Here is a 17,104-nt window from a genome sequence, read left to right as displayed (position 1 = left end):
CGGGGTGCCGAAAATCAGCGAAGCCACCGTCGCCGAGCACCGCGCCCGCCAGCTCCGGACCCTTCTCGACGCGGCCCGCGCTCTCGTCGCCGAGGAGGGCATCGAGGCACTGTCGCTCGCCGCGCTCGCGCGGCGAGTCGGGCTGTCACGGCCGAGCCTGTACGAGTACTTCCGTTCCAAGGACGACCTGGTCGCGGCCGTCGTCGAAGAGGAACTGCCGCGCTGGGCCTCGCTGGTCGATGAGGCGCTGGCGGGCCCGCCGGACCTGGCGGGCAAGGTCGAGGCCTACATCCGCGTCCAGCTCGGGGTCATGACCGACGGCCGCCACGCGGCCGCCGTCGCGCTCGTGGAGCACGCGCTGGCTGAGCCCGCGCAACCGGGGACGGCGGGGCGGAGTCAGGGAAGTGAGGCTCGGCGGATCCGTGAGGGGCACGCGCAGCTGCTGCGGCCGCTCGTGACGGCACTCGACGAGGCCGGGGTCTCCGGGCCGGAGCTGCGCGCCCATCTGATCCAGGGCATCGTCGACGCGGCGGCCAAGCTCTTCGCCGAACGGCCGGGCAACGCCGAGGAGGTCATCTCCACGGCGGTCGTCCAGGCCCTGCACGGCCTCGGGACCGGCCGGCCCTTGGAGGATCAGCCCTTGGCGGAGACCTCGTAGCCGACACCGGTGAGGTCTTCGGAGACCTCCCACAGCCGACGGCCCACCTCGGGCTTGGACGCGGCCGGCGCCGTGAAGACCTTTGTGGGAGCACCCCGGAGCTGCGCGAGCCGCGGGCCGTAGCAGGCACCCGGCTGGACACCGGGCGCGGTCGCCGCGTACAGCGAAGGCAGCGCCCCGGCCGCCGCCGACTGGGCCAGCACCACGTTGCCGGCCGCGGCGACCCGCTCCTCCAGCTTGTTGCCCGTCATCTTCGGGCCCGCCCCCTGCAGGTTGGTGGCGGCGAAGCCGGGATGCGCCGCCACGCTCAGCACGTCGGGGAAGCGCCGCGCCAGCTCCTTGGCGAAGACGAGGTTGGCGAACTTGGACTGGGCGTACGCACCCCACTTGCGATAGCGCTTCTCCCCTTGCAGGTCGTCGAAACGCAGCCGCCCGGCGTGGGCGAAACCGCTGGTGACGGTCACCACGCGCGGGGCGGACGCGGCGAGAAGCGCCGGGAGCAGCAGCCCGGTGAGCGCGAAGTGCCCGAGGTGGTTGGTGCCGAACTGCATCTCGAAGCCGTCGGCCGTCGTCCGGTGCGGGAGGGCCATCACCCCCGCGTTGTTGACCAGGATGTCGAGCGGGGCGGCGGCCTGCGTGCCCGCGAACGTGCGTACCGAGGCGAGGTCGGCGAGGTCGAGCGGAGCCAGGGCGACCTCGCCCGCCGGGACCGCCGACATGATCCGGTCGTGGGCGCGCTGTCCGCGCTCCATGCTGCGGCAGGCCAGCACGACGGACGCGCCGTGCCGGGCGAGCTCCAGCGCGGTGTGGTAGCCGAGGCCGCTGTTGGCTCCGGTGACGATCGCCCGCCGGCCGGTGAGATCCGGGATGTCCGCCGCAGTCCAGCCGCTCATGAGGGCCACCTCCACGTCATATCTCGACTTCCCAAATTAGGGCGGCCGTCGAATAGCGACAACCGCTCACCCGGGATGTGGCGAACCCCACAGACTCCGAACCCCACAGACTCACCGCCGCCACGACACCCGCGAGAGCCCGCCGGCCCCCCGGGGGAGGCCGCTGGCCCCCGGGATGACGCGTTCTTCTAGGCGGGGAGATTCTTCTCGATGGCGCCGACGACCTCGGCCGACTCGGGCTCGGTCTGGGGGGCGAAGCGCGCCGCCACGGTGCCGTCGGGCGCGATGAGGAACTTCTCGAAGTTCCAGCGGATGTCGCCGGTGTGCCCCTCGGCGTCGGCGACGTCGACGAGGCCGACGTACAACGGGTGGCGTCCCGGCCCGTTGACCTCGACTTTCTCGGTCATGGGGAACGTCACGCCGTACGTCGCGGAGCAGAACTGCGCGATCTCCTCGTGCGAGCCCGGCTCCTGGCCCATGAACTGGTTGCAGGGCACGCCGAGGACCGAGAACCCACGTGCCGCGAACCGTTCCTGCAACTGCTCCAACCCTGCGTACTGCGGGGTGAGGCCGCACTTGGACGCGACGTTGACAACCAGCACGGCCTTGCCCTCGTACTGTCCGAGGTCCGCAGAGCCACCCTGCAGACCACCGATCTCTACTTCATAGACAGACATGGGGCAGATCCTAGACCCGCCCCTGGCCGCCGTTACGTCCCGAGCGCGCCCACGAAGGCGGCGACCTGGTTGCCCGCCTTGGCAAGCTGGTCGATGCCGTTGTTCACCACAGCGGCGGCTTCCGTGGGGTTGCTCAGCAGGTAGAAGATGACGAAGGCGATGGCCACATAGCGGAGGTTCTTCTTATTCATCCGTACGCCGTCCCTGTTGTAGCGCAGCGACACACTGACCCGATTCAATTGTGCCCAGCTGCTTCGGCCCGCAAAGCGCGATTTTACTGTGCCTGGGGGCAAGTGCCGGATAGCGCACACGAAAGAGCCCCGTACCGGCCGAAGGGCACGGGGCCTCGCAGAGCTGTCGAATCCTGGGGCAGGCTCCCTAAGACGGTCGTGCGGACGCCCTCGCTCCGCTGCGGTGGCCGCGCTCCGGCTAGGGGATTGCGCTCACGAACTGGGACAACGACTCCGCAGCGTTGCCGAGACCCCCCAAGGCACTGTTCACCAGGCTGGCGGCCCCCTCAGGCCTGGTGATGACATACCAGGCGACGAATGCGATCGCCCCAAATTTCAGGAACTTCTTGTTCACGCTGCCTGCCTCTCCGCTGTCATGTGCCTACGTGGAGTGATTCCCAGCGGCAGGCGAGGGGCGGCCAAGGATTCACAAAGGAACAGTCAGAGGGGTTGAGGTTTTGCGGCACCTTCAGCCGCGTTCGGGCGTGCGTTCAGACCCTGCTTTCAGGCGCGTTCGGACACCTTCAACACACCTTCACTTGGAACTTTCAGGGGAACTTTTACGAAGCACCTGACGAAGGAGGCGTACCGTGCCGAGTCAGATACTCGAGATACACCGGGCGTAGGGCCTCCGCGAGTTCGCCTTCGCCGGCATGGGTGAACTCTTCGAGCAACGACAACCCGTGCAACATGTCGAAACTGGCGCGCTGGTGGTCGCCCGTCGCCGCCGCGGCCGCGGGGATGGAGCGCAGCAGGTCCCACAGGAAGCCGACGTCGCGGCGTTGCTTGGCGAGGTCCATCGCCCTGTCGTGCAGCTCCTTCGACGACAGGCTCTCAAGCTCCGCTGACTCGGGCGTCTCATCGGGCATGCCCCCGACTCTAGTCACAGGGGCATGCCTTGAGCATCCGCATGCCGCGCACTGGCCCGGCTACTTGGTAATGACAGGGCTACTTGGTAATGACTTCCTTGGGCACCGGCTGGTCCTCCTTGAGCGCGGAGAACAGCCGCTTGGACTGCGTGGGGTGCCAGGTGAGGTACGAGCCCGCCGCGCGGGACGAGCCTGAGGGGCCAAGCGGGACCGATGTGGTGAGGCCGTCGCCGCCGGAGACGCCGCGCATGGCCCACATCATCCGGGTGAGGTCGATCAGGTGATCGTTGTCGTCCACGATGAAGTTGCTCGTCGCGTTCATGGCGAGCGGGATGCTCCGGAACGGGTTGAGGAACACGCTGGGGCCGGTCGCCTTCTTCATCAGCGCGCCGAAGAACTGCCGCTGGCGTTCGACGCGGTCCAGGTCGGCGCGCGCGCTGGCCCGGGTGCGCACGAACCCGAGGGCCTCGCCGCCGCTGAGCGACTGGCAGCCGGGCTGGAGGTCGATGCCGGCCTTCGGGTCCTTCATGCGGCTCTTGACGCAGATGTCGACGCCGCCGATGGCGTCCACGACGCCGACGAACCCGCCGAAGCCGATCTCGGCGTAGTGGTCGATGCGGATGTCGGTCGCCTGCTCGACGGTCCGGACGAGGAGCTTGGGGCCGCCGAACGCGAAGGCCGCGTTGAGCTTGTTGGATCCCTTGCCGGGAATCGGCAGGTACGAGTCGCGCGGGAGGCTGACGAGCGTCGTACCGCCGTCGCCGTAGTGCAGCAACATCATCGAGTCGGTGCGGCGGCCCGCGGCGCTGCCGGTCGCGAAGTCCTTCTTCTGCTGCTTCGACAGGCCCTCACGGCTGTCGGAGCCGACGATCAGCCAGTTGGTGCCCGGAGTGTCGGCGGGACGGCCCGCGTAGTCGGTCAGGACGCTCTCGCGGTTGAGCCGGGAGTCGAGCCAGAAGTAACCGCCGACGACCACGACCAGCATGATCACGACCAGGGCCGCGAGGATCTTCGGCCAGCGGCGCTTCCGGACGCGCCGCCCCGGCGGGACGCCCCCTCCGTAGTCGTCCATCCCGCGCAGCTGGTCGCCCGCGTAGGGGTCGGCCGGGTGCGTGTCCCTGCCGTACGGGTCGTCGTACGGGTAATCCGCCCCGGCGGGTGCGGGCTGCCTGCTGCGCGCCACGCGGTTTCCCTCCTGTCGTGTCCAGCCGTCCGGCCAGGCGTCGGTCATGCCGTAGACCCTAGTCATCCCGGCATACCGCCCGCGTCCATCTGGCGCATGATTGTCCACAGCTACAAATCACCACGCTATGTGACACAAGAGTGAAACCTTGTCAGCGCCCCGATGCACACTGCCAATGGGTGATACGTACATGCGAGGGGTCGTGGATGGCTGCCAGGCGAAGATTTTTCCTTCGGGTCCCCCTTCTCAAGAAGGAGGAGTCAGATCACCATGACGTGCCGGAGGACGATCGGCCGAAGCCGGTCCTCCCGGAGCTGACCGAGCACCGCTGGACGCGTCATACCGAGAAACTCGTCGAGACCAGCATGCGGACGATGGCGCGCCGGCTGCCGTCGGTGATCGCCCAGTCCGCCCGGCTGGCCTGGCGCGCGAGCAAGGCCGACACCTCGGTGACGATCGGGCTCAACCTCCTCGCCGGGGTCTTCACCGCCTTCGGGCTGCTGGCGACGACCGGCGTGCTCACCGCCCTGTTCAGCGCGGGCCCCACGCCCGACCGAGTCCGCGCGGCGCTGCCCTCGCTGGTGCTGGTCGCGGTCGCCGCCGCGCTGCGGGCCGGGCTGCAGGCGGCGGCGGGCTGGGCACAGTCCCGGCTGGAGCCGCAGGTCGAACGACTGGTCGAGCTACGGCTGTACGAGCTCACCACGGCGGTCGAGCTGGCCGCGCTGGACGACTCGGAGTTCCTCGACGATCTCCAGCGGGCGCGGAGCCGGGGCATGATGTCGGCGCCGCGGGTGGTGACGACCGCGGTCGACGTCCTCACCGGGGCGGTCGGCGTGATCGCGGCGGCCGGGACGCTGGGCGTCCTGCATCCGCTGCTGCTGCCACTGCTCCTGCTGACCGCGCTGCCGGAGGGCTGGGCGTCGATCCGCGCGGCCCGGATGCGGTACATGACGGAGCTGGCGCTGGTGGGCGTCGCGCGCCGCAAGTGGATCCTGTCCGACCTCATGGCCGACCGGCGCCACGCGGCCGAGATCCGCTCGTTCACCATGCGCGGTTTCCTGCTGGACGAGTACGACCGGGTGGCCGCGTACCAGCGCGGGGTGGAGCTGGACCTGGCGCGGCGCCAGACCATCGCCCGGGTCTTCGGCGACATGATGCAGGGGGTCGCGACCGCGGGCGTCTATGTCGCGCTCGGCCTCATGTTGTGGAGCGGCGCGGTGCCGCTGGCGGTCGCGGGCACCGCCGTGCTGGCCATCCGCACCGGGCAGACCTCGCTCGCCAGCCTGGTCTACGCCGTCAACCAGTGCTACGAGGAGGGTCTCTACTTCGGCGACTACCTCAGCTTCTGCGTGCAGGCGGAGGAACGTGTCGCCGCACGCGCCCTGCCCTCTGCCCAGCCCTCTTCCAGGACTGAGACTGAGACGGCGAAGATTGAGGCTGGGACGCGGACACCGGCCGCCGCCCTGCCGGACGATTTCGGCAAGATCGTCGTCGAGGACGTGACGTTCACCTATCCGGGCGCCGAGTCCCCCTCGCTGAGAGGGATCTCGCTGGAACTGCACCGCGGCGAGGTGATCGCACTGGTGGGCGAGAACGGCTCGGGCAAGACGACCCTCGCGAAGATCGTGGCGGGCCTGTACGACCCGGACGGCGGCGACGTGCGCTGGGACGACGTGTCGCTGCGCGAGGTGGATCCGCGGACGTTGTGGGAGCGCATCGCGGTCATCGCCCAGGAGTACACGCACTGGCCGATGACCGCACGGCAGAACATCACGATGGGACGCGTGGGAGCCGACCCGGCCGGCACGGAGACCGCGGTGCTGGCGGCGGCGCGGGCCTCCGGCGCCGACGAGGTCGTCGACGGGCTGGCCCACGGCTATGACACGCTGCTCGACCGCAGGTTCCGGGACGGCGCGGAGCTGTCGGGCGGGCAGTGGCAGCGCCTGGCGGTCGCGCGCGGCTTCTACCGGGACGCCCCGCTGCTGATCTGCGACGAGCCGACCGCCGCGCTGGACGCGCGCGCCGAGCATCATCTCTTCGAACGGATCCGCACGCATGCCGACGGCCGTACCGTCCTGCTCATCACCCACCGGCTGGCCAGCGTGCGGCACGCCGACCGGATCTTCGTGTTCGACCAGGGGAAGGTGATCGAGGAAGGGGACCACGAGCATCTGATGGCGCTCGACGGCCTCTACGCCGAGCTCTACTCGTTGCAGGCGCGCGCCTATCACGCCGCCTGAAACGCCCCGTCCGACAACAGCGTGTGACCCGTTACAGGTACGGCCCGTGGCCCCCGCCTCGTTCGGGCGGCTCCGGGCTGGCGGGAAGGTCCTCCGGCCGCAGCAGCCGTACTTCGGCCGGCGTGACCGTGCCCGGGCTCTCGTCGGCCGCTGCCGCGATGCGCTGCCCCTGGCGCGAGATCGCGTCTTCCAGGATGTTGCGGATCAGGCGCGCGTTGCCGAACGAGGAGTCGCGCGGAGCGGCCGAGAGCAACCGCCGGACACCGGCCAGCACCCCGTCCGCGAGCGTGAAGCCCTGCTCGGCGGACATGTACTCGAAGATGGTGATCAGCTCGTCCTCGCCGTAGTCCGGGAAGCGCAGCACCTTGGGGAACCGCGAGGCCAGACCGGGGTTGGACTTCAGGAACAGCTCCATCTCGCCCTCGTACCCCGCGACGATCACCACCAGGTCGGACCGGTGCTCCTCCATGAGCTTGATCAGCTCGGCGACTGCCTCGTGCCCGAAGTCGCGCTGGTCGGCGCCCGCAGGGGCCAGCGAGTACGCCTCGTCCACGAAGAGCACCCCGCCGAGCGCGCTGTCCACCGCCGCCCGGACGCGCGGCGCGGTCTGCCCGACGTACTCACCGACGAGGCCGGCCCGGGTGACCTCGACCAGGTGCCCGGACGACAGCAGGCCGAGCTGGGCGTAGACGGCGGCGATGAGCCGGGCCATCGTCGTCTTGGCGGTGCCCGGGTTGCCGGTGAAGACCATGTGCCGCGTGGGCGCCAGCGGCGGCTGCCCCGCCTCGCGGCGCAGCCCGTCGGTGCGGGCCTCGGCGACCAGCTTGGCGACCTCCGCCTTGACCGGGGCCAGCCCGATCAGCCGGTCGATCTCGGCGAGCGGGTCGCCGACCAGCCGCCCGCGGTCGGGGGCGAGGCTGTCGGGCACGTCGACCAGCAGGATCTCGTCGAGCGACTCGGTCTCGTCGACGACACCGTCGGCGAGCACCCGGCGGCCCTGCATCGCCACCGCCCATTCGAGCAGGTTGACCACGAGCCCGGCGTTGGCGAAGCCGCGTTCGCGCGGCGCCGCCCGCACCAGCCCGCGGACCTTCTCCAGCACGCCGTCGGCCAGCGCGAGACCTTCTTCGGCCGCCAGCCGCGCGAAGACCTGGACGAGCTCGTCGTCGGTCAGATCCGGGAACCTGATGGCCTTCGGGAAGTGCGCGGCCAGGTCCTGATGGGCCTTGAGCAGCCCGTTCAGCTCGGCTTCGGGCCCGGAGAGCACGACGATGAGGTCCTCGGGATGCGCCTCCACCGCGGTGAGGAGGACCTCGACCGCCTCCCTGCCGCGCGTGGAGTCGACGGGGTTGAACGTGTGGGCGTCACGGACGAAGAGCACGCCGCCCAGGGCACGTTCCACGACCCGGCGCACCTTGAGCGTGCTCTCCCCCGGGTAGTCGCCCACGAGGTCCGCCCGGTCGACCTCGACGAGGTGCCCGGTCGTGAGCACGCCGAGGTCGGTGTAGATCCGGGCGAGGCAGCGCGCGACCGTGGCCTTGCCCGTCCCCGGATTGCCCATGAAGACCAGGTGGCGTGGCCGGGCGGCCGTCGGCATGCCCGCCTCGCGGCGCAGGTGTGCCGCCTTGGCCTCGGCGACCAGCGCCTCGACCTCGCTCTTGACCGGCTCGATGCCCGCGCAAGCGGCGAGCTCGGCGAACGGGTCGGCCGTGACGGCGCCACCGGCGATGAGGCGCTGCGGAAGATCGGCCTCGGTGACCTCCACCACCGGGCCGCCGCCGTCCGCCGCGGCCTGACCGGCGGAAGGGGCCTGTCCAGAAGCGGGAGTCTTTGCAGCAGCAGGTGCCTGTGCAGCAGCGGAGGCTTGCGCAGCGGCGGGTGCCTGTGCAGCAGCGGCGGGGGCGGTTTCGGTTTCCGCGAACGCGGCGTCGGCGCGGGCCAGCGCGGCGGCACAGGCCTGGTCGGCGAGGTGCTCGACGAGCCTGGCGCCGCGCAGGTTGAGCAGCGGCGCGGTGCGGGTGAGCAGCGTCCCGGCGGACGCGGCCACCGGCGGTGCGGCCGTGCCGCCACGGCGCTCGACGGCGCGGCGGAACAGCTCGGTGAAGTCGTCCTCGGTGAACTCCCGGGTCCGGGTGACCTCGAAGGCCCCGACCAGCGCCGGGTTGACGTCGAACAGCCGCCGGTCGCCGCCCGGGCGGCACAGCGCGATGACGTCCAGGCCGGGTGACCGGGCCATCAGGCGCCGGAGCTCCTCGACCGCGGCCGGACCGCAGCGGTCGTAACCGGCCAGCTTCTCCAGGTCGTCCACCACGAGCAGGAGGCGGCCCTCCAGGCAGTCGCGGACGCGGGCCTGCAACCAGAGCACCGCGTCGCTTCCGCTCAGCGCGGAGAACACCTGGTCGGAGATCCACAACGAGTCGCGGATCGCGCCGCGTTCGGTCAGCACACGCTCGGCCACCTCGGCGGCGGTGCCCTTGCCCGTGCCCTCCGGCCCGCTGACAAGCAGCCGCACCGGCCGCTCCCCCGCCAGCCGTGCGGCGATGGCCTCGTGCAGCGTAGCGACCAGCTCGGGCTGGCCCACGATGGGGCTCGTGGCGGCCCGTTCGCCCGCCGGCTCCGTCTCCCCTGGCCCTGCTCCGGTCCCTGCCGCGCTCGCCTCGCTCGCCTCGGCGTCCGGGGTGGCGGTGGCCGTGGCGGCCGCCAGGCGCCGGGTGAGCGGGTTGGCGACACGGCGGACCTTGAAGAGCCGCCTCAGGTCGAGGTTGAACGCGCGGAACGGCAGGCGGCAGCGCGGCGTCGTGGCCGCCTCGGGCAGGCCCTGCACCGCGCCCGTGATGCGCATCGCCATGTCCAGCCAGGCACGGCAGGCGTCCGCCTCGCCGGCGACGAGCCCGCGCGCCAGCCAGGTGCGCAGTTCGAGCTGCCACGCCTCGACGGCGAAGTCGGCGCGGAGCGCGCGCAACCGGTCATCGACCGACGCGTAACGAGCCGTGCCGACTGCGGGGGCCAGCTCGGCCGGGGCGACGGTGACGTCCGCCGCCAGCAACAGCCTGGCCAGGGCGGTGTCGAACGAGTCGCTCTCGCTCACGGCGCCCGCGAGGCGCTCGTGCGCGGCGGCGAGGCCCGCGCACGCCCAGGTGAGATAGCCGACCGGCCCGGTGCACTCGGGAAGCACCGCCAGCGCCTCGGCGGACAGGCTCGACGTCCACAGCTCCTCAAGGCGTTCGAGCGGAGTGGTCAGGTCCTGTTCCCGCAGCTCGGGGTCGTTCGCCCGCCCGTCATAGAGCTCGACGAGGGCCCTCCGCCGTTCCTCGACGGGTTCGAGTCCCTCGAAGACGTCCAGCCCGGCGCGGGCGAGCTGGAACATCACCGTACGGCGCTCGCGGTCGTCCCCGGCGGGCTCGGGGAGCCACAGCCCGGGCGGGCGCCACCGCCCGCCCTGCGAGAACCAGGCCAGCGGCTCTCGGACGGCCGGCTCCGGCGTGGCCAGGAAACTCGACAGCAGCTCGTAGTCGACGTCGCCGCGCGATCCGCCGCGGAGTGCGGAGGCTCCCAGCAGGAACGTCAGCAACGACCACTGCTCGGCGCCCGCCGCGGACGTGCCCGGTCCGTAGAAGTCGCTGAGCTGCCGGGAGAGCACCACCGCGCGCGGGTCCCGGTTGTACTCCACGGCGCGCTGCCGGAGCTCCTCGTAGAGGCCGTCCGGCACCCGCCACGGTCCGTGGGCGTACACGTCCAGGACGGGCTCGTCGGTGAGGAGCAGCTCGAGGTGTTCCGGCAAACGAGGCGCGTTCACAACGAGCACCCTACGGCGCGGGGCGATCACAAACATCCCCTCCGGGCTCCGCACGTGCGGTCTGAGGACAACGCCAAGGTCGTCGGCTTGGCACTTGGGCGCCGGTCCGCGATAGTTGACCGATGAAGAGCGTTTGCCGGGACACCGGCGAACGCCCGCCGACCGGGAGGAGGAATCCCCCGTGCAGCAACTGCAAGTGACCGCCGAGCCGCATGACGGGCTGACCGTCGTGCGGCTGCAAGGCGAGCTGGATATCGCCAACGCCGAAGACCTGCGCCAGGCGTTGCACTCCGCGCGCCGCGAACACGGCGATCTCGTGATCCTCGATCTGGAGGGCCTGGAGTTCATGGACTCGCACGGTCTCTCCGTCATCATCAGCTGCTACAAGGCGGCGACCACGGCCGGCGGCAGTGTGAGCCTCGCCGCACCCCGGCCGATCGTGCGCCGGACGCTCGAGGTCACCGGTCTCACCGGCCGGCTGGCCATCTTCGACAGTGCCGAAGAGGCCATCTCCGTCCGCCGCGCCGAACGCGCGATGGGCGACGAACCGGCCACCGAACCCGCCTGACCGACCACAGGCGCCACCGATCCGACCTGGCACCCCCGGAGCCCCAAGGCCCGGGGGTGCCTGGTTCTGTCAGACCACTCGTGGAGTCACGCCTCGCGTCACGCCTTCTGCAGAGGCGAGGGCGTCGGCCGCTTAGGGCCACGTCCGTCCCCGGTGGAACGGCCGGTAGCCCGGCGTCCTATCCAGGGCAGCAGGTAGGCCCTGGCCCAGTGGATATCTTCGCGGCGCATCGTCAGCCAGTCCGCCGCCGTTTCCTCCGCCGGCCAAGGCTCGCGCCAGTCACCCGAAACGGGCAGGTCAAGCGCCTCGGCGACCCGGAGGGCCATCCGGCGGTGCCCTTCGGGCGACAGGTGAAGGCGGTCCTCGTACCAGGCCCGGGGGTCGTTGAAGACGCTCATCATCGGCCAGAGGTCGACGACCGCGCAGCCGCGCCGGTCGGCGATCGCACGCAGGTGCATGTTGTAGATCGCGGCCTTGCCCCGGATTCGCCCGCCCGAGCGGAGCCCCCGCGGGTCGAAACCGGTGAAGACCAGGACGCGCGCGCCGGTCGCCCGGAGCCGCCGGACCGCGCTGTCGAACTCGACCGCCAGCGCGTCCGGATCGGCTCCCGGACGGATCATGTCGTTGCCGCCGGCACAGAACGTCACGAGGTCGGGTCGCAGGTCGATGGCCTGCGGCACCTGGTCTTCGACGATCTGGTGCAGCAGCTTGCCGCGGATCGCCAGGTTGGCATAGCGCAAGCCGGGATCGTACTCGGCGAGCTGCTCCGCGAGGCGGTCGGCCCAGCCCCGGAACCGGTCGGGCCCGGCGGCGGGGTCCGGGTCGTTCAACCCCTCGGTGAAGCTGTCCCCCAGCGCGACGAAGGTCCCGATCTGCTGCTGATCTCCCATCGCAACCCCAAGAACGGAATCAGGTTCGGTCACGGGGATTAATCATGCAGCGTACATAGATTCCTACGCCACCGTAATAAATCAGGAACAAATCAGGCGTGGCCCTGGGATCCTCGGTGCCAGGCCAGCATTCGGCGCTCGATCAGGACGAAGGCCGTGTTCAGCAGCACGCCCAGCGCGCCGAGCAGCACGATGCTCGCCCACATCTGGGGGACGTCGAACTCGCGCTGGGCTGTCAGGAGCTGGTAACCGATGCCGTCGGTACTGCCGACGAGCTCGGAGAGCACCATGAGGATCAGCGAGAGCGAGAGGCTGAGCCGGAGTCCCGCGAAGATCTTGGGCGCGGCCGCGGGCAGGATGACGTACCGCAGCCGCATCCAGCGCGACATGCCGAACACCCGGGCGGTGTCGAGCTTGACACGGTCGACGCTGCGCGCCCCGTCGATGGAGTTCAGCAGCACCGGCCAGATCACCCCGAAGATGATCGTGGCGAGCTGCATCTGCGTACCGATCTTGAAGACCGCGATGAAGAACGGAACCAGCGCGGGCGGCGGCATGGCACGGCCGAACTGCAGCAGCGGGTCGAGGAAGTCGAAGACCAGGCGCGAGCGGCCGAGCGCCATGCCGAGTACCACGCCGAGCACGCCGGCGACCGCCCAGGCGGTGAACATCCGGCCGAGGCTGGCGGACCAGTGCTCAGTCGCCACCTCGTTCAGGAACAGGTGGTCGGCCGGGCCGGTGAACCACGACGTCTTCATCCGTTCCCAGATCACCAGGGGTTCGGGGAAGAACGGCTCCTGCTTCGCAGCGGTCACCTTCTGCCACACGATGACGGCGACGACGGGCAGCCACACCACGGCGAGGACCCCGGCGACCCGGGATCCCAGTCTCCGCACACTCACAGAGCGCATGTTCACAGGGCCGCCTCCGTCCGGACCACGTGCCAGCGGAACATCGACCGTTCCAGCTGGACCAGCACCTGATTGACCACGAGCCCGATGGCGCCCGCCCAGAGCGCCGCGGCCAGCACCTCGTCGAGCATGTCGGTTCCGCTGGACGCCTGCAGGATGAACACGCCGATCCCGTGCGTTCCGCCGGCCAGAAGCTCGGCGCTCACCGCCAGGATGAGCCCGACCGAGGCCGCCATCCGTACGCCCGTGGCGATGAACGGCATGGAGTGGGGCAGCGCGACCCGCCAGAGCACCGAGATCCGCCCGAACCCGTAGCTGCGAAGGGTCTCCTTGGCGAGCGAGTCGACCTCGCGCATCCCGTACATCGTGTTGATCAGTACCGGCCAGAGCGCGGCATAGAAGATCACGATGGCCTTCATGCGGAAGTCGGACTGGGCGATGACGATGACGAGCGGGACCAGGGCCACCGACGGGATGGGCCGGAGGAACTCCAGGATGCCGCGGGACGCCTGATCGGCCAGCCGCAGGGAGCCCAGCAGCACGCCGAGCGGCACCCCGACGGCGACGGTGAGGAGCATGCCGCAGGCCCACACGTAGAGCGTGGCGCCCACGTCCTGCAGGAAGCCGGTGTCCCCCGCCAGCAGTACGGCCGCTTTCACGACCGCCGACATCGGCGGCAGCACGCTGGACTTGATGAATCCGAGCCGCGCGGCGGCCTCGGCGAGCACGAGGAAGACGAGCACGCCGAGACCGCCACGGATCAAACGTTGTCTCATCGAGTCAGAGCATCGTCTTGACGTCGAACTGCTGGTCGATGAAGCCGTACTTGAGCATCAAGTCGGCCACCCGCTGCAACCGCGTCTCGCTCGTCGAGGTGACGAACGGCCCGATCACGATCGACGACGCCGTGTTCTTGTCGATCTTGGCGAAGCTGGGCAGGATGTTGATCACCGCGTTGCGGTCCTGCGCCGCCAGCGCCTGCGCCCTGGCGATGGCGCGCTTGAACGCGGCCACGGTCTTGGGGTTCTTCTTGACGAAGGCGTCGGTGGCCACGTAGCCGTCCAGCGGCAGGTCCTTGGTGGCACCGGTCAGCGAGTCCAGCACCGTGCGGGCACCGAGCTTCTTCTGCGCGTCGGTGAGGAAGGGCTCTGCGACCCAGATCGCGTCGACCGACTTCTTCTCGAGAAGCCCCACCATCGTCGGGAACGGCGCCTCGACGAACTGGACCTTGTCCTTCTTGACGTCCACGCCGGCGGTGGCCAGCGCCGAGGTGACGGTCAGCTCGCCCAGGTTCCGCACGGTGTTGAGCGCGATCTTCTTGCCCTTGAGATCGGCGGGCGTGTGGATCGGCGAGTCCTTGGCGACCAGGACCGGCAGCTCCTTCTCCACACCGAGGTCGATCTCGCCAAGGATACGCAGTTTTTGGCCCTTGGCGGTGGTGGCGATCGCGCTCACGTGGTTGCTGACCATCATGTCGATCTGACCGCCCATCAGCTTGGGCAGTGCCGCCGCGCCACCGGCGAAGACCTCGGTCTTGACGGTCAGCCCTTCCTCCTTGAACCAGCCCTTCTGCTGCGCGAGGTACACCGGGGCCGCATAGGCAATGGGGAGGGTGCCGATGTTGAGCGTGCTCTTTTCGAGCTCGCCGTCACCGGCGGGGTCATCGGAATCGCTGCATCCGGCAAAGAGGCCGGCGGCGAGGACGCCGACCAGGCCGGCGCCCAGGGCACGCCGGAGTCGACCGAACTTCATTGTTGCTCCTTACGAAACGAGCCACCGGCCGCTCCAGCCAACTCGCGGGGATGACGGATGGTGAGCGGGCGGCCGAATCGCTACACGGGGGTTACCAGCGATGGCCGTCGGCCAGCGCGAAGAGACTAGCGCACAATGATCATCATTCGTACGAATGTCAGCCCGATGACTGATAATGCATCGCTGCACACCTTCTCTCGCCTTTGAGTGTTTTCTGGCCCGTTCTTCCGGTCAGTTCTTCCTGACCATCGGAAGGACCTCGGACGCGAAGCGCTCCGCCGTCTCGGTGAGCAACGCCGGGTCGGCGTCGCGGGAATGGCCGGCGATGATGAGCCGGTCCAGCCCGACGTCGAAGAGCTCCCGCAGCCGTTCCGCACAGTGCTCGCTCGGGCCGACCACGGCGAAGCGGTCGACGAACCCGTCGTCGATCGCCGCGGCGTGCCCGGTCTCGCGCATCGCGTGGCTCCGGATCGAGTAGTCCCGTGCCAGCGTGGCCAGTGCCGACCGGTCGGCCGCCGCGGTGACCTGGGAACCCGCGTCCGACATGCCGCCGAACCGCACGAGCGTGCTGAAGCTGCCCCGTACCACCTCGCGGGCGACGCTCCGGTCGGGATGCGCCACCGCGTTGACGTACGCGCCGAAGGACAGGCCGGCGGGGTCGAGGCCGGCCTCCTCCCGGGCCCGGCGCGCGGTGTCGATCGCCCAGCGCACCCGGCCGGGGTCCGCGCCGACGGTGACCGCGATCCGGTCGGCCGTGCGGGCGGCGGCCGCGAGCACCTTGGGACCGGTCGCGGCCACCTCGACCGGGACCTTGGGCAGGTCCATACCCGGCAGCCACTCCAGCCGGCTGGGGAACCCCGACCGGTCGACCGCCTCGCCGCGCAGGTAGGTCTGCACGTCGCTCAGGTAGTCCTCGAACTCGGCGACCGGCGTCGGCCTCCTGCCGAGATAGGCGACCGCCGAATCGCCGCGGCCGATGCCCAGCACCGCCCGGCCACCGGAGTACTGCTGCACGGTCGCGATGCCGGACGCGGTCACCGCCGGGTCGCGGGTCACGCTGTTGGTCACGCCAGGCCCCAGCAGGATGCGCTCGGTGGCCGCCGCGGCGGCGGTCAGCGTCGCGTACACGTCGCCGGTGAGGTTCTGGCTGTCGGCGATGAGGATCCCGTCCCAGCCCTGGATCTCGGCTGCCACGGCGGCCTCGGGCCCGCGGCCGGCGGCCGGGAAGGTCAGCGTCCAGATCTCGCGGTCGGGGGGAAGACCGGCCGCGCAGGTCATGGTCCGCCTGGCCCTGCGGCTGCCATGTGCACCGACATGGCGTGCTGGACGAGGGTGATGAGCACCTGCTTGGTCGAGTCCCGGCTGCGCGCGTCGCACTGGACGATCGGCACGTGCGCGCTGATCGAGAGGGCATCGCGGATGTCCTCGACGCCGTACTGGAACTCGCCGTGGAAGCCGTTGACGCCGACCACGAACGGAAGTCCCAGTTCCTCGAAGTAGTCGACCGCGGCGAAGCAGTCGGCCAGGCGCCGGGTGTCGACCAGCACGACGGCGCCGATGGCGCCCTTGACCAGGTCGTCCCACATGAACCAGAACCGGTGCTGCCCGGGCGTGCCGAACAGGTAGAGGATCAGCTCGCTGTCCAGCGACACACGGCCGAAGTCCATGGCGACCGTGGTGGTGGTCTTGTCCGGCACCGCGGACAGGTCGTCCACGTCCGCGCTGGCGGCCGTCATCACCGCCTCGGTGGTCAGCGGCATGATCTCCGAGACCGAGCCGACGAACGTCGTCTTGCCGACGCCGAAACCGCCACCGACGACGATCTTGACCGAGACCAGGTCGCCCTCCGGGCCACCCATGCCACCCGGACCACCCATGCCGGGGCCGCCCGCGCCGGGACCGCCGGGGCCACCAGGCCCGCCGGGCCCGCCTGGGCCACCGCGACCGGCCGGGCCGCCTGGCCCACCCGGTCCTGCGGGCGGCCCCGCGACAGATCCCCGATCAGAGCTTGCGAAGTCCACTGAGCACCCTTTCCAGCAGGCGGAGGTCCGGCTGCGTCCCGGTGGGGCGCGACTGGTGCAGCCGCAGAAGTCCTTCAAGGGCCATGTCGGCGACGAGCACGCGGGCCACGCCGAGGGGCAGCCTCAGCAGCGCGGACACCTCGGCCACCGAGCGCGCCGACCGGCAAAGATCCATGATCGCCCGGTATTCGGGGGTCAGCATGGAGACGTCACGCGGCGGGTAGGGAGCCGCGGTGACCAGCGCCTCGATCGCCAGGTCGTACCGCGGCTTGACACGCCCGCCGGTCACCGCGTACGGCCGCACCAGGGAACTTGAGTCCTGGTCCGGCGGCTGCTGCTGCCGGTGCGACGTGTCGTCCCATCTCGGGACACCGCCGGGACCGGCACCGTAGTGTCCGCCTCGATCCATCACGCCG

Annotated in this window: 17 protein-coding genes; 3 read left to right on the top strand and 14 right to left on the bottom strand. The window is 70.4% G+C overall.

Annotated elements, in window-relative coordinates; all coding sequences use genetic code 11:
• Positions 1–4 precede the first annotated feature (4 nt).
• Complete coding sequence (locus ACH34W_RS01805) at positions 5–658, top strand: TetR/AcrR family transcriptional regulator (RefSeq protein ID WP_395958869.1); 654 nt, start codon at positions 5–7, stop codon at positions 656–658.
• On the opposite strand, the gene ACH34W_RS01800 is transcribed toward ACH34W_RS01805, so the two are convergent.
• The 6 genes from ACH34W_RS01800 to ACH34W_RS01775 all read right to left on the bottom strand — a co-directional run bounded on the left by ACH34W_RS01800 (position 634) and on the right by ACH34W_RS01775 (position 4,558).
• On the bottom strand, positions 634–1,551 hold the full coding sequence (locus ACH34W_RS01800; RefSeq protein WP_395958868.1) for an oxidoreductase: 918 nt from the start codon (positions 1,549–1,551) through the stop codon (positions 634–636). The genes ACH34W_RS01805 and ACH34W_RS01800 overlap by 25 nt on opposite strands.
• Before the next feature lie 188 nt (positions 1,552–1,739).
• A complete protein-coding gene (locus tag ACH34W_RS01795; RefSeq protein WP_395958867.1) occupies positions 1,740–2,228 on the bottom strand; it encodes a glutathione peroxidase in 489 nt (162 codons plus the stop codon).
• A 32-nt stretch (positions 2,229–2,260) separates the two neighbouring features.
• Positions 2,261–2,419, bottom strand: a complete 159-nt coding sequence (locus ACH34W_RS01790) for a hypothetical protein (RefSeq protein ID WP_395958866.1) — start codon at positions 2,417–2,419, stop codon at positions 2,261–2,263.
• Between the two features lie 238 nt (positions 2,420–2,657).
• Positions 2,658–2,813, bottom strand: coding sequence for a hypothetical protein (locus ACH34W_RS01785; protein ID WP_395958865.1), 156 nt, complete (start codon positions 2,811–2,813; stop codon positions 2,658–2,660).
• A 205-nt stretch (positions 2,814–3,018) separates the two neighbouring features.
• On the bottom strand, positions 3,019–3,327 hold the full coding sequence (locus tag ACH34W_RS01780; RefSeq protein ID WP_395958864.1) for a hypothetical protein: 309 nt from the start codon (positions 3,325–3,327) through the stop codon (positions 3,019–3,021).
• Between the two features lie 79 nt (positions 3,328–3,406).
• On the bottom strand, positions 3,407–4,558 hold the full coding sequence (locus tag ACH34W_RS01775) for an LCP family protein (RefSeq protein ID WP_395958863.1): 1,152 nt from the start codon (positions 4,556–4,558) through the stop codon (positions 3,407–3,409).
• A gap of 227 nt (positions 4,559–4,785) precedes the next feature.
• Here ACH34W_RS01775 and ACH34W_RS01770 point away from each other — a divergent pair, with 227 nt between their 5' ends.
• Positions 4,786–6,750: an ABC transporter ATP-binding protein gene (locus tag ACH34W_RS01770; protein ID WP_395958861.1), complete on the top strand. Its 1,965-nt coding sequence runs from the start codon at positions 4,786–4,788 to the stop codon at positions 6,748–6,750.
• 31 nt (positions 6,751–6,781) lie between these two features.
• On the opposite strand, the gene ACH34W_RS01765 is transcribed toward ACH34W_RS01770, so the two are convergent.
• Positions 6,782–10,546: an AAA family ATPase gene (locus ACH34W_RS01765; RefSeq protein ID WP_395958860.1), complete on the bottom strand. Its 3,765-nt coding sequence runs from the start codon at positions 10,544–10,546 to the stop codon at positions 6,782–6,784.
• 181 nt (positions 10,547–10,727) lie between these two features.
• Here ACH34W_RS01765 and ACH34W_RS01760 point away from each other — a divergent pair, with 181 nt between their 5' ends.
• The gene (locus ACH34W_RS01760; protein WP_395958859.1) at positions 10,728–11,114 is read left to right on the top strand and encodes an STAS domain-containing protein; all 387 of its coding nucleotides are present in this window, start codon (positions 10,728–10,730) and stop codon (positions 11,112–11,114) included.
• A 98-nt stretch (positions 11,115–11,212) separates the two neighbouring features.
• Here the strand turns inward: ACH34W_RS01760 and ACH34W_RS01755 are convergent, their stop codons facing one another.
• From ACH34W_RS01755 to ACH34W_RS01725, 7 genes are all read right to left on the bottom strand, one after another.
• The gene (locus ACH34W_RS01755) at positions 11,213–12,004 is read right to left on the bottom strand and encodes an SGNH/GDSL hydrolase family protein (RefSeq protein ID WP_395959286.1); all 792 of its coding nucleotides are present in this window, start codon (positions 12,002–12,004) and stop codon (positions 11,213–11,215) included.
• A 92-nt stretch (positions 12,005–12,096) separates the two neighbouring features.
• Positions 12,097–12,915 (bottom strand): ABC transporter permease, encoded by an 819-nt coding sequence (locus tag ACH34W_RS01750; RefSeq protein WP_395958858.1) that lies wholly within the window; start codon positions 12,913–12,915, stop codon positions 12,097–12,099.
• Between the two features lie 2 nt (positions 12,916–12,917).
• Positions 12,918–13,691 carry an ABC transporter permease gene (locus tag ACH34W_RS01745; RefSeq protein ID WP_395958857.1) on the bottom strand — a complete coding sequence of 258 codons (774 nt, stop codon included), beginning with the start codon at positions 13,689–13,691 and terminating at the stop codon, positions 12,918–12,920.
• A gap of 4 nt (positions 13,692–13,695) precedes the next feature.
• The gene (locus tag ACH34W_RS01740; protein WP_395958856.1) at positions 13,696–14,667 is read right to left on the bottom strand and encodes an ABC transporter substrate-binding protein; all 972 of its coding nucleotides are present in this window, start codon (positions 14,665–14,667) and stop codon (positions 13,696–13,698) included.
• Between the two features lie 231 nt (positions 14,668–14,898).
• Positions 14,899–15,945: an LLM class flavin-dependent oxidoreductase gene (locus ACH34W_RS01735; RefSeq protein ID WP_395958855.1), complete on the bottom strand. Its 1,047-nt coding sequence runs from the start codon at positions 15,943–15,945 to the stop codon at positions 14,899–14,901.
• Positions 15,942–16,505: a GTP-binding protein gene (locus ACH34W_RS01730; protein WP_395959285.1), complete on the bottom strand. Its 564-nt coding sequence runs from the start codon at positions 16,503–16,505 to the stop codon at positions 15,942–15,944. The genes ACH34W_RS01735 and ACH34W_RS01730 overlap by 4 nt, the downstream gene beginning before the upstream one ends.
• A gap of 163 nt (positions 16,506–16,668) precedes the next feature.
• Entirely contained in the window at positions 16,669–17,097 is a 429-nt protein-coding gene (locus ACH34W_RS01725; RefSeq protein ID WP_395958854.1) for a DUF742 domain-containing protein, read from the bottom strand.
• Positions 17,098–17,104 lie beyond the last annotated feature (7 nt).

The sequence above is a fragment of the Actinomadura sp. 6N118 genome (genome assembly GCF_044326415.1).
Classification (GTDB): domain Bacteria; phylum Actinomycetota; class Actinomycetes; order Streptosporangiales; family Streptosporangiaceae; genus Spirillospora.
The sequence above is the reverse complement of the archived record's forward strand: the minus strand, read 5'-3'. Positions and strand labels throughout refer to the sequence as shown.

Excerpts from the sequence above, each read along its gene's own strand:
- ACH34W_RS01800 (WP_395958868.1), bottom strand. The coding sequence starts at position 1,551 with ATGAGCGGCTGGACTGCGGCGGACATCCCGGATCTCACCGGCCGGCGG.
- ACH34W_RS01795 (WP_395958867.1), bottom strand. The coding sequence starts at position 2,228 with ATGTCTGTCTATGAAGTAGAGATCGGTGGTCTGCAGGGTGGCTCTGCG.
- ACH34W_RS01790 (WP_395958866.1), bottom strand. The coding sequence starts at position 2,419 with ATGAATAAGAAGAACCTCCGCTATGTGGCCATCGCCTTCGTCATCTTC.
- ACH34W_RS01780 (WP_395958864.1), bottom strand. The coding sequence starts at position 3,327 with ATGCCCGATGAGACGCCCGAGTCAGCGGAGCTTGAGAGCCTGTCGTCG.
- ACH34W_RS01775 (WP_395958863.1), bottom strand. The coding sequence starts at position 4,558 with ATGACCGACGCCTGGCCGGACGGCTGGACACGACAGGAGGGAAACCGC.
- ACH34W_RS01755 (WP_395959286.1), bottom strand. The coding sequence starts at position 12,004 with ATGGGAGATCAGCAGCAGATCGGGACCTTCGTCGCGCTGGGGGACAGC.
- ACH34W_RS01750 (WP_395958858.1), bottom strand. The coding sequence starts at position 12,915 with ATGCGCTCTGTGAGTGTGCGGAGACTGGGATCCCGGGTCGCCGGGGTC.
- ACH34W_RS01745 (WP_395958857.1), bottom strand. The coding sequence starts at position 13,691 with ATGAGACAACGTTTGATCCGTGGCGGTCTCGGCGTGCTCGTCTTCCTC.
- ACH34W_RS01740 (WP_395958856.1), bottom strand. The coding sequence starts at position 14,667 with ATGAAGTTCGGTCGACTCCGGCGTGCCCTGGGCGCCGGCCTGGTCGGC.
- ACH34W_RS01735 (WP_395958855.1), bottom strand. The coding sequence starts at position 15,945 with ATGACCTGCGCGGCCGGTCTTCCCCCCGACCGCGAGATCTGGACGCTG.
- ACH34W_RS01725 (WP_395958854.1), bottom strand. The coding sequence starts at position 17,097 with ATGGATCGAGGCGGACACTACGGTGCCGGTCCCGGCGGTGTCCCGAGA.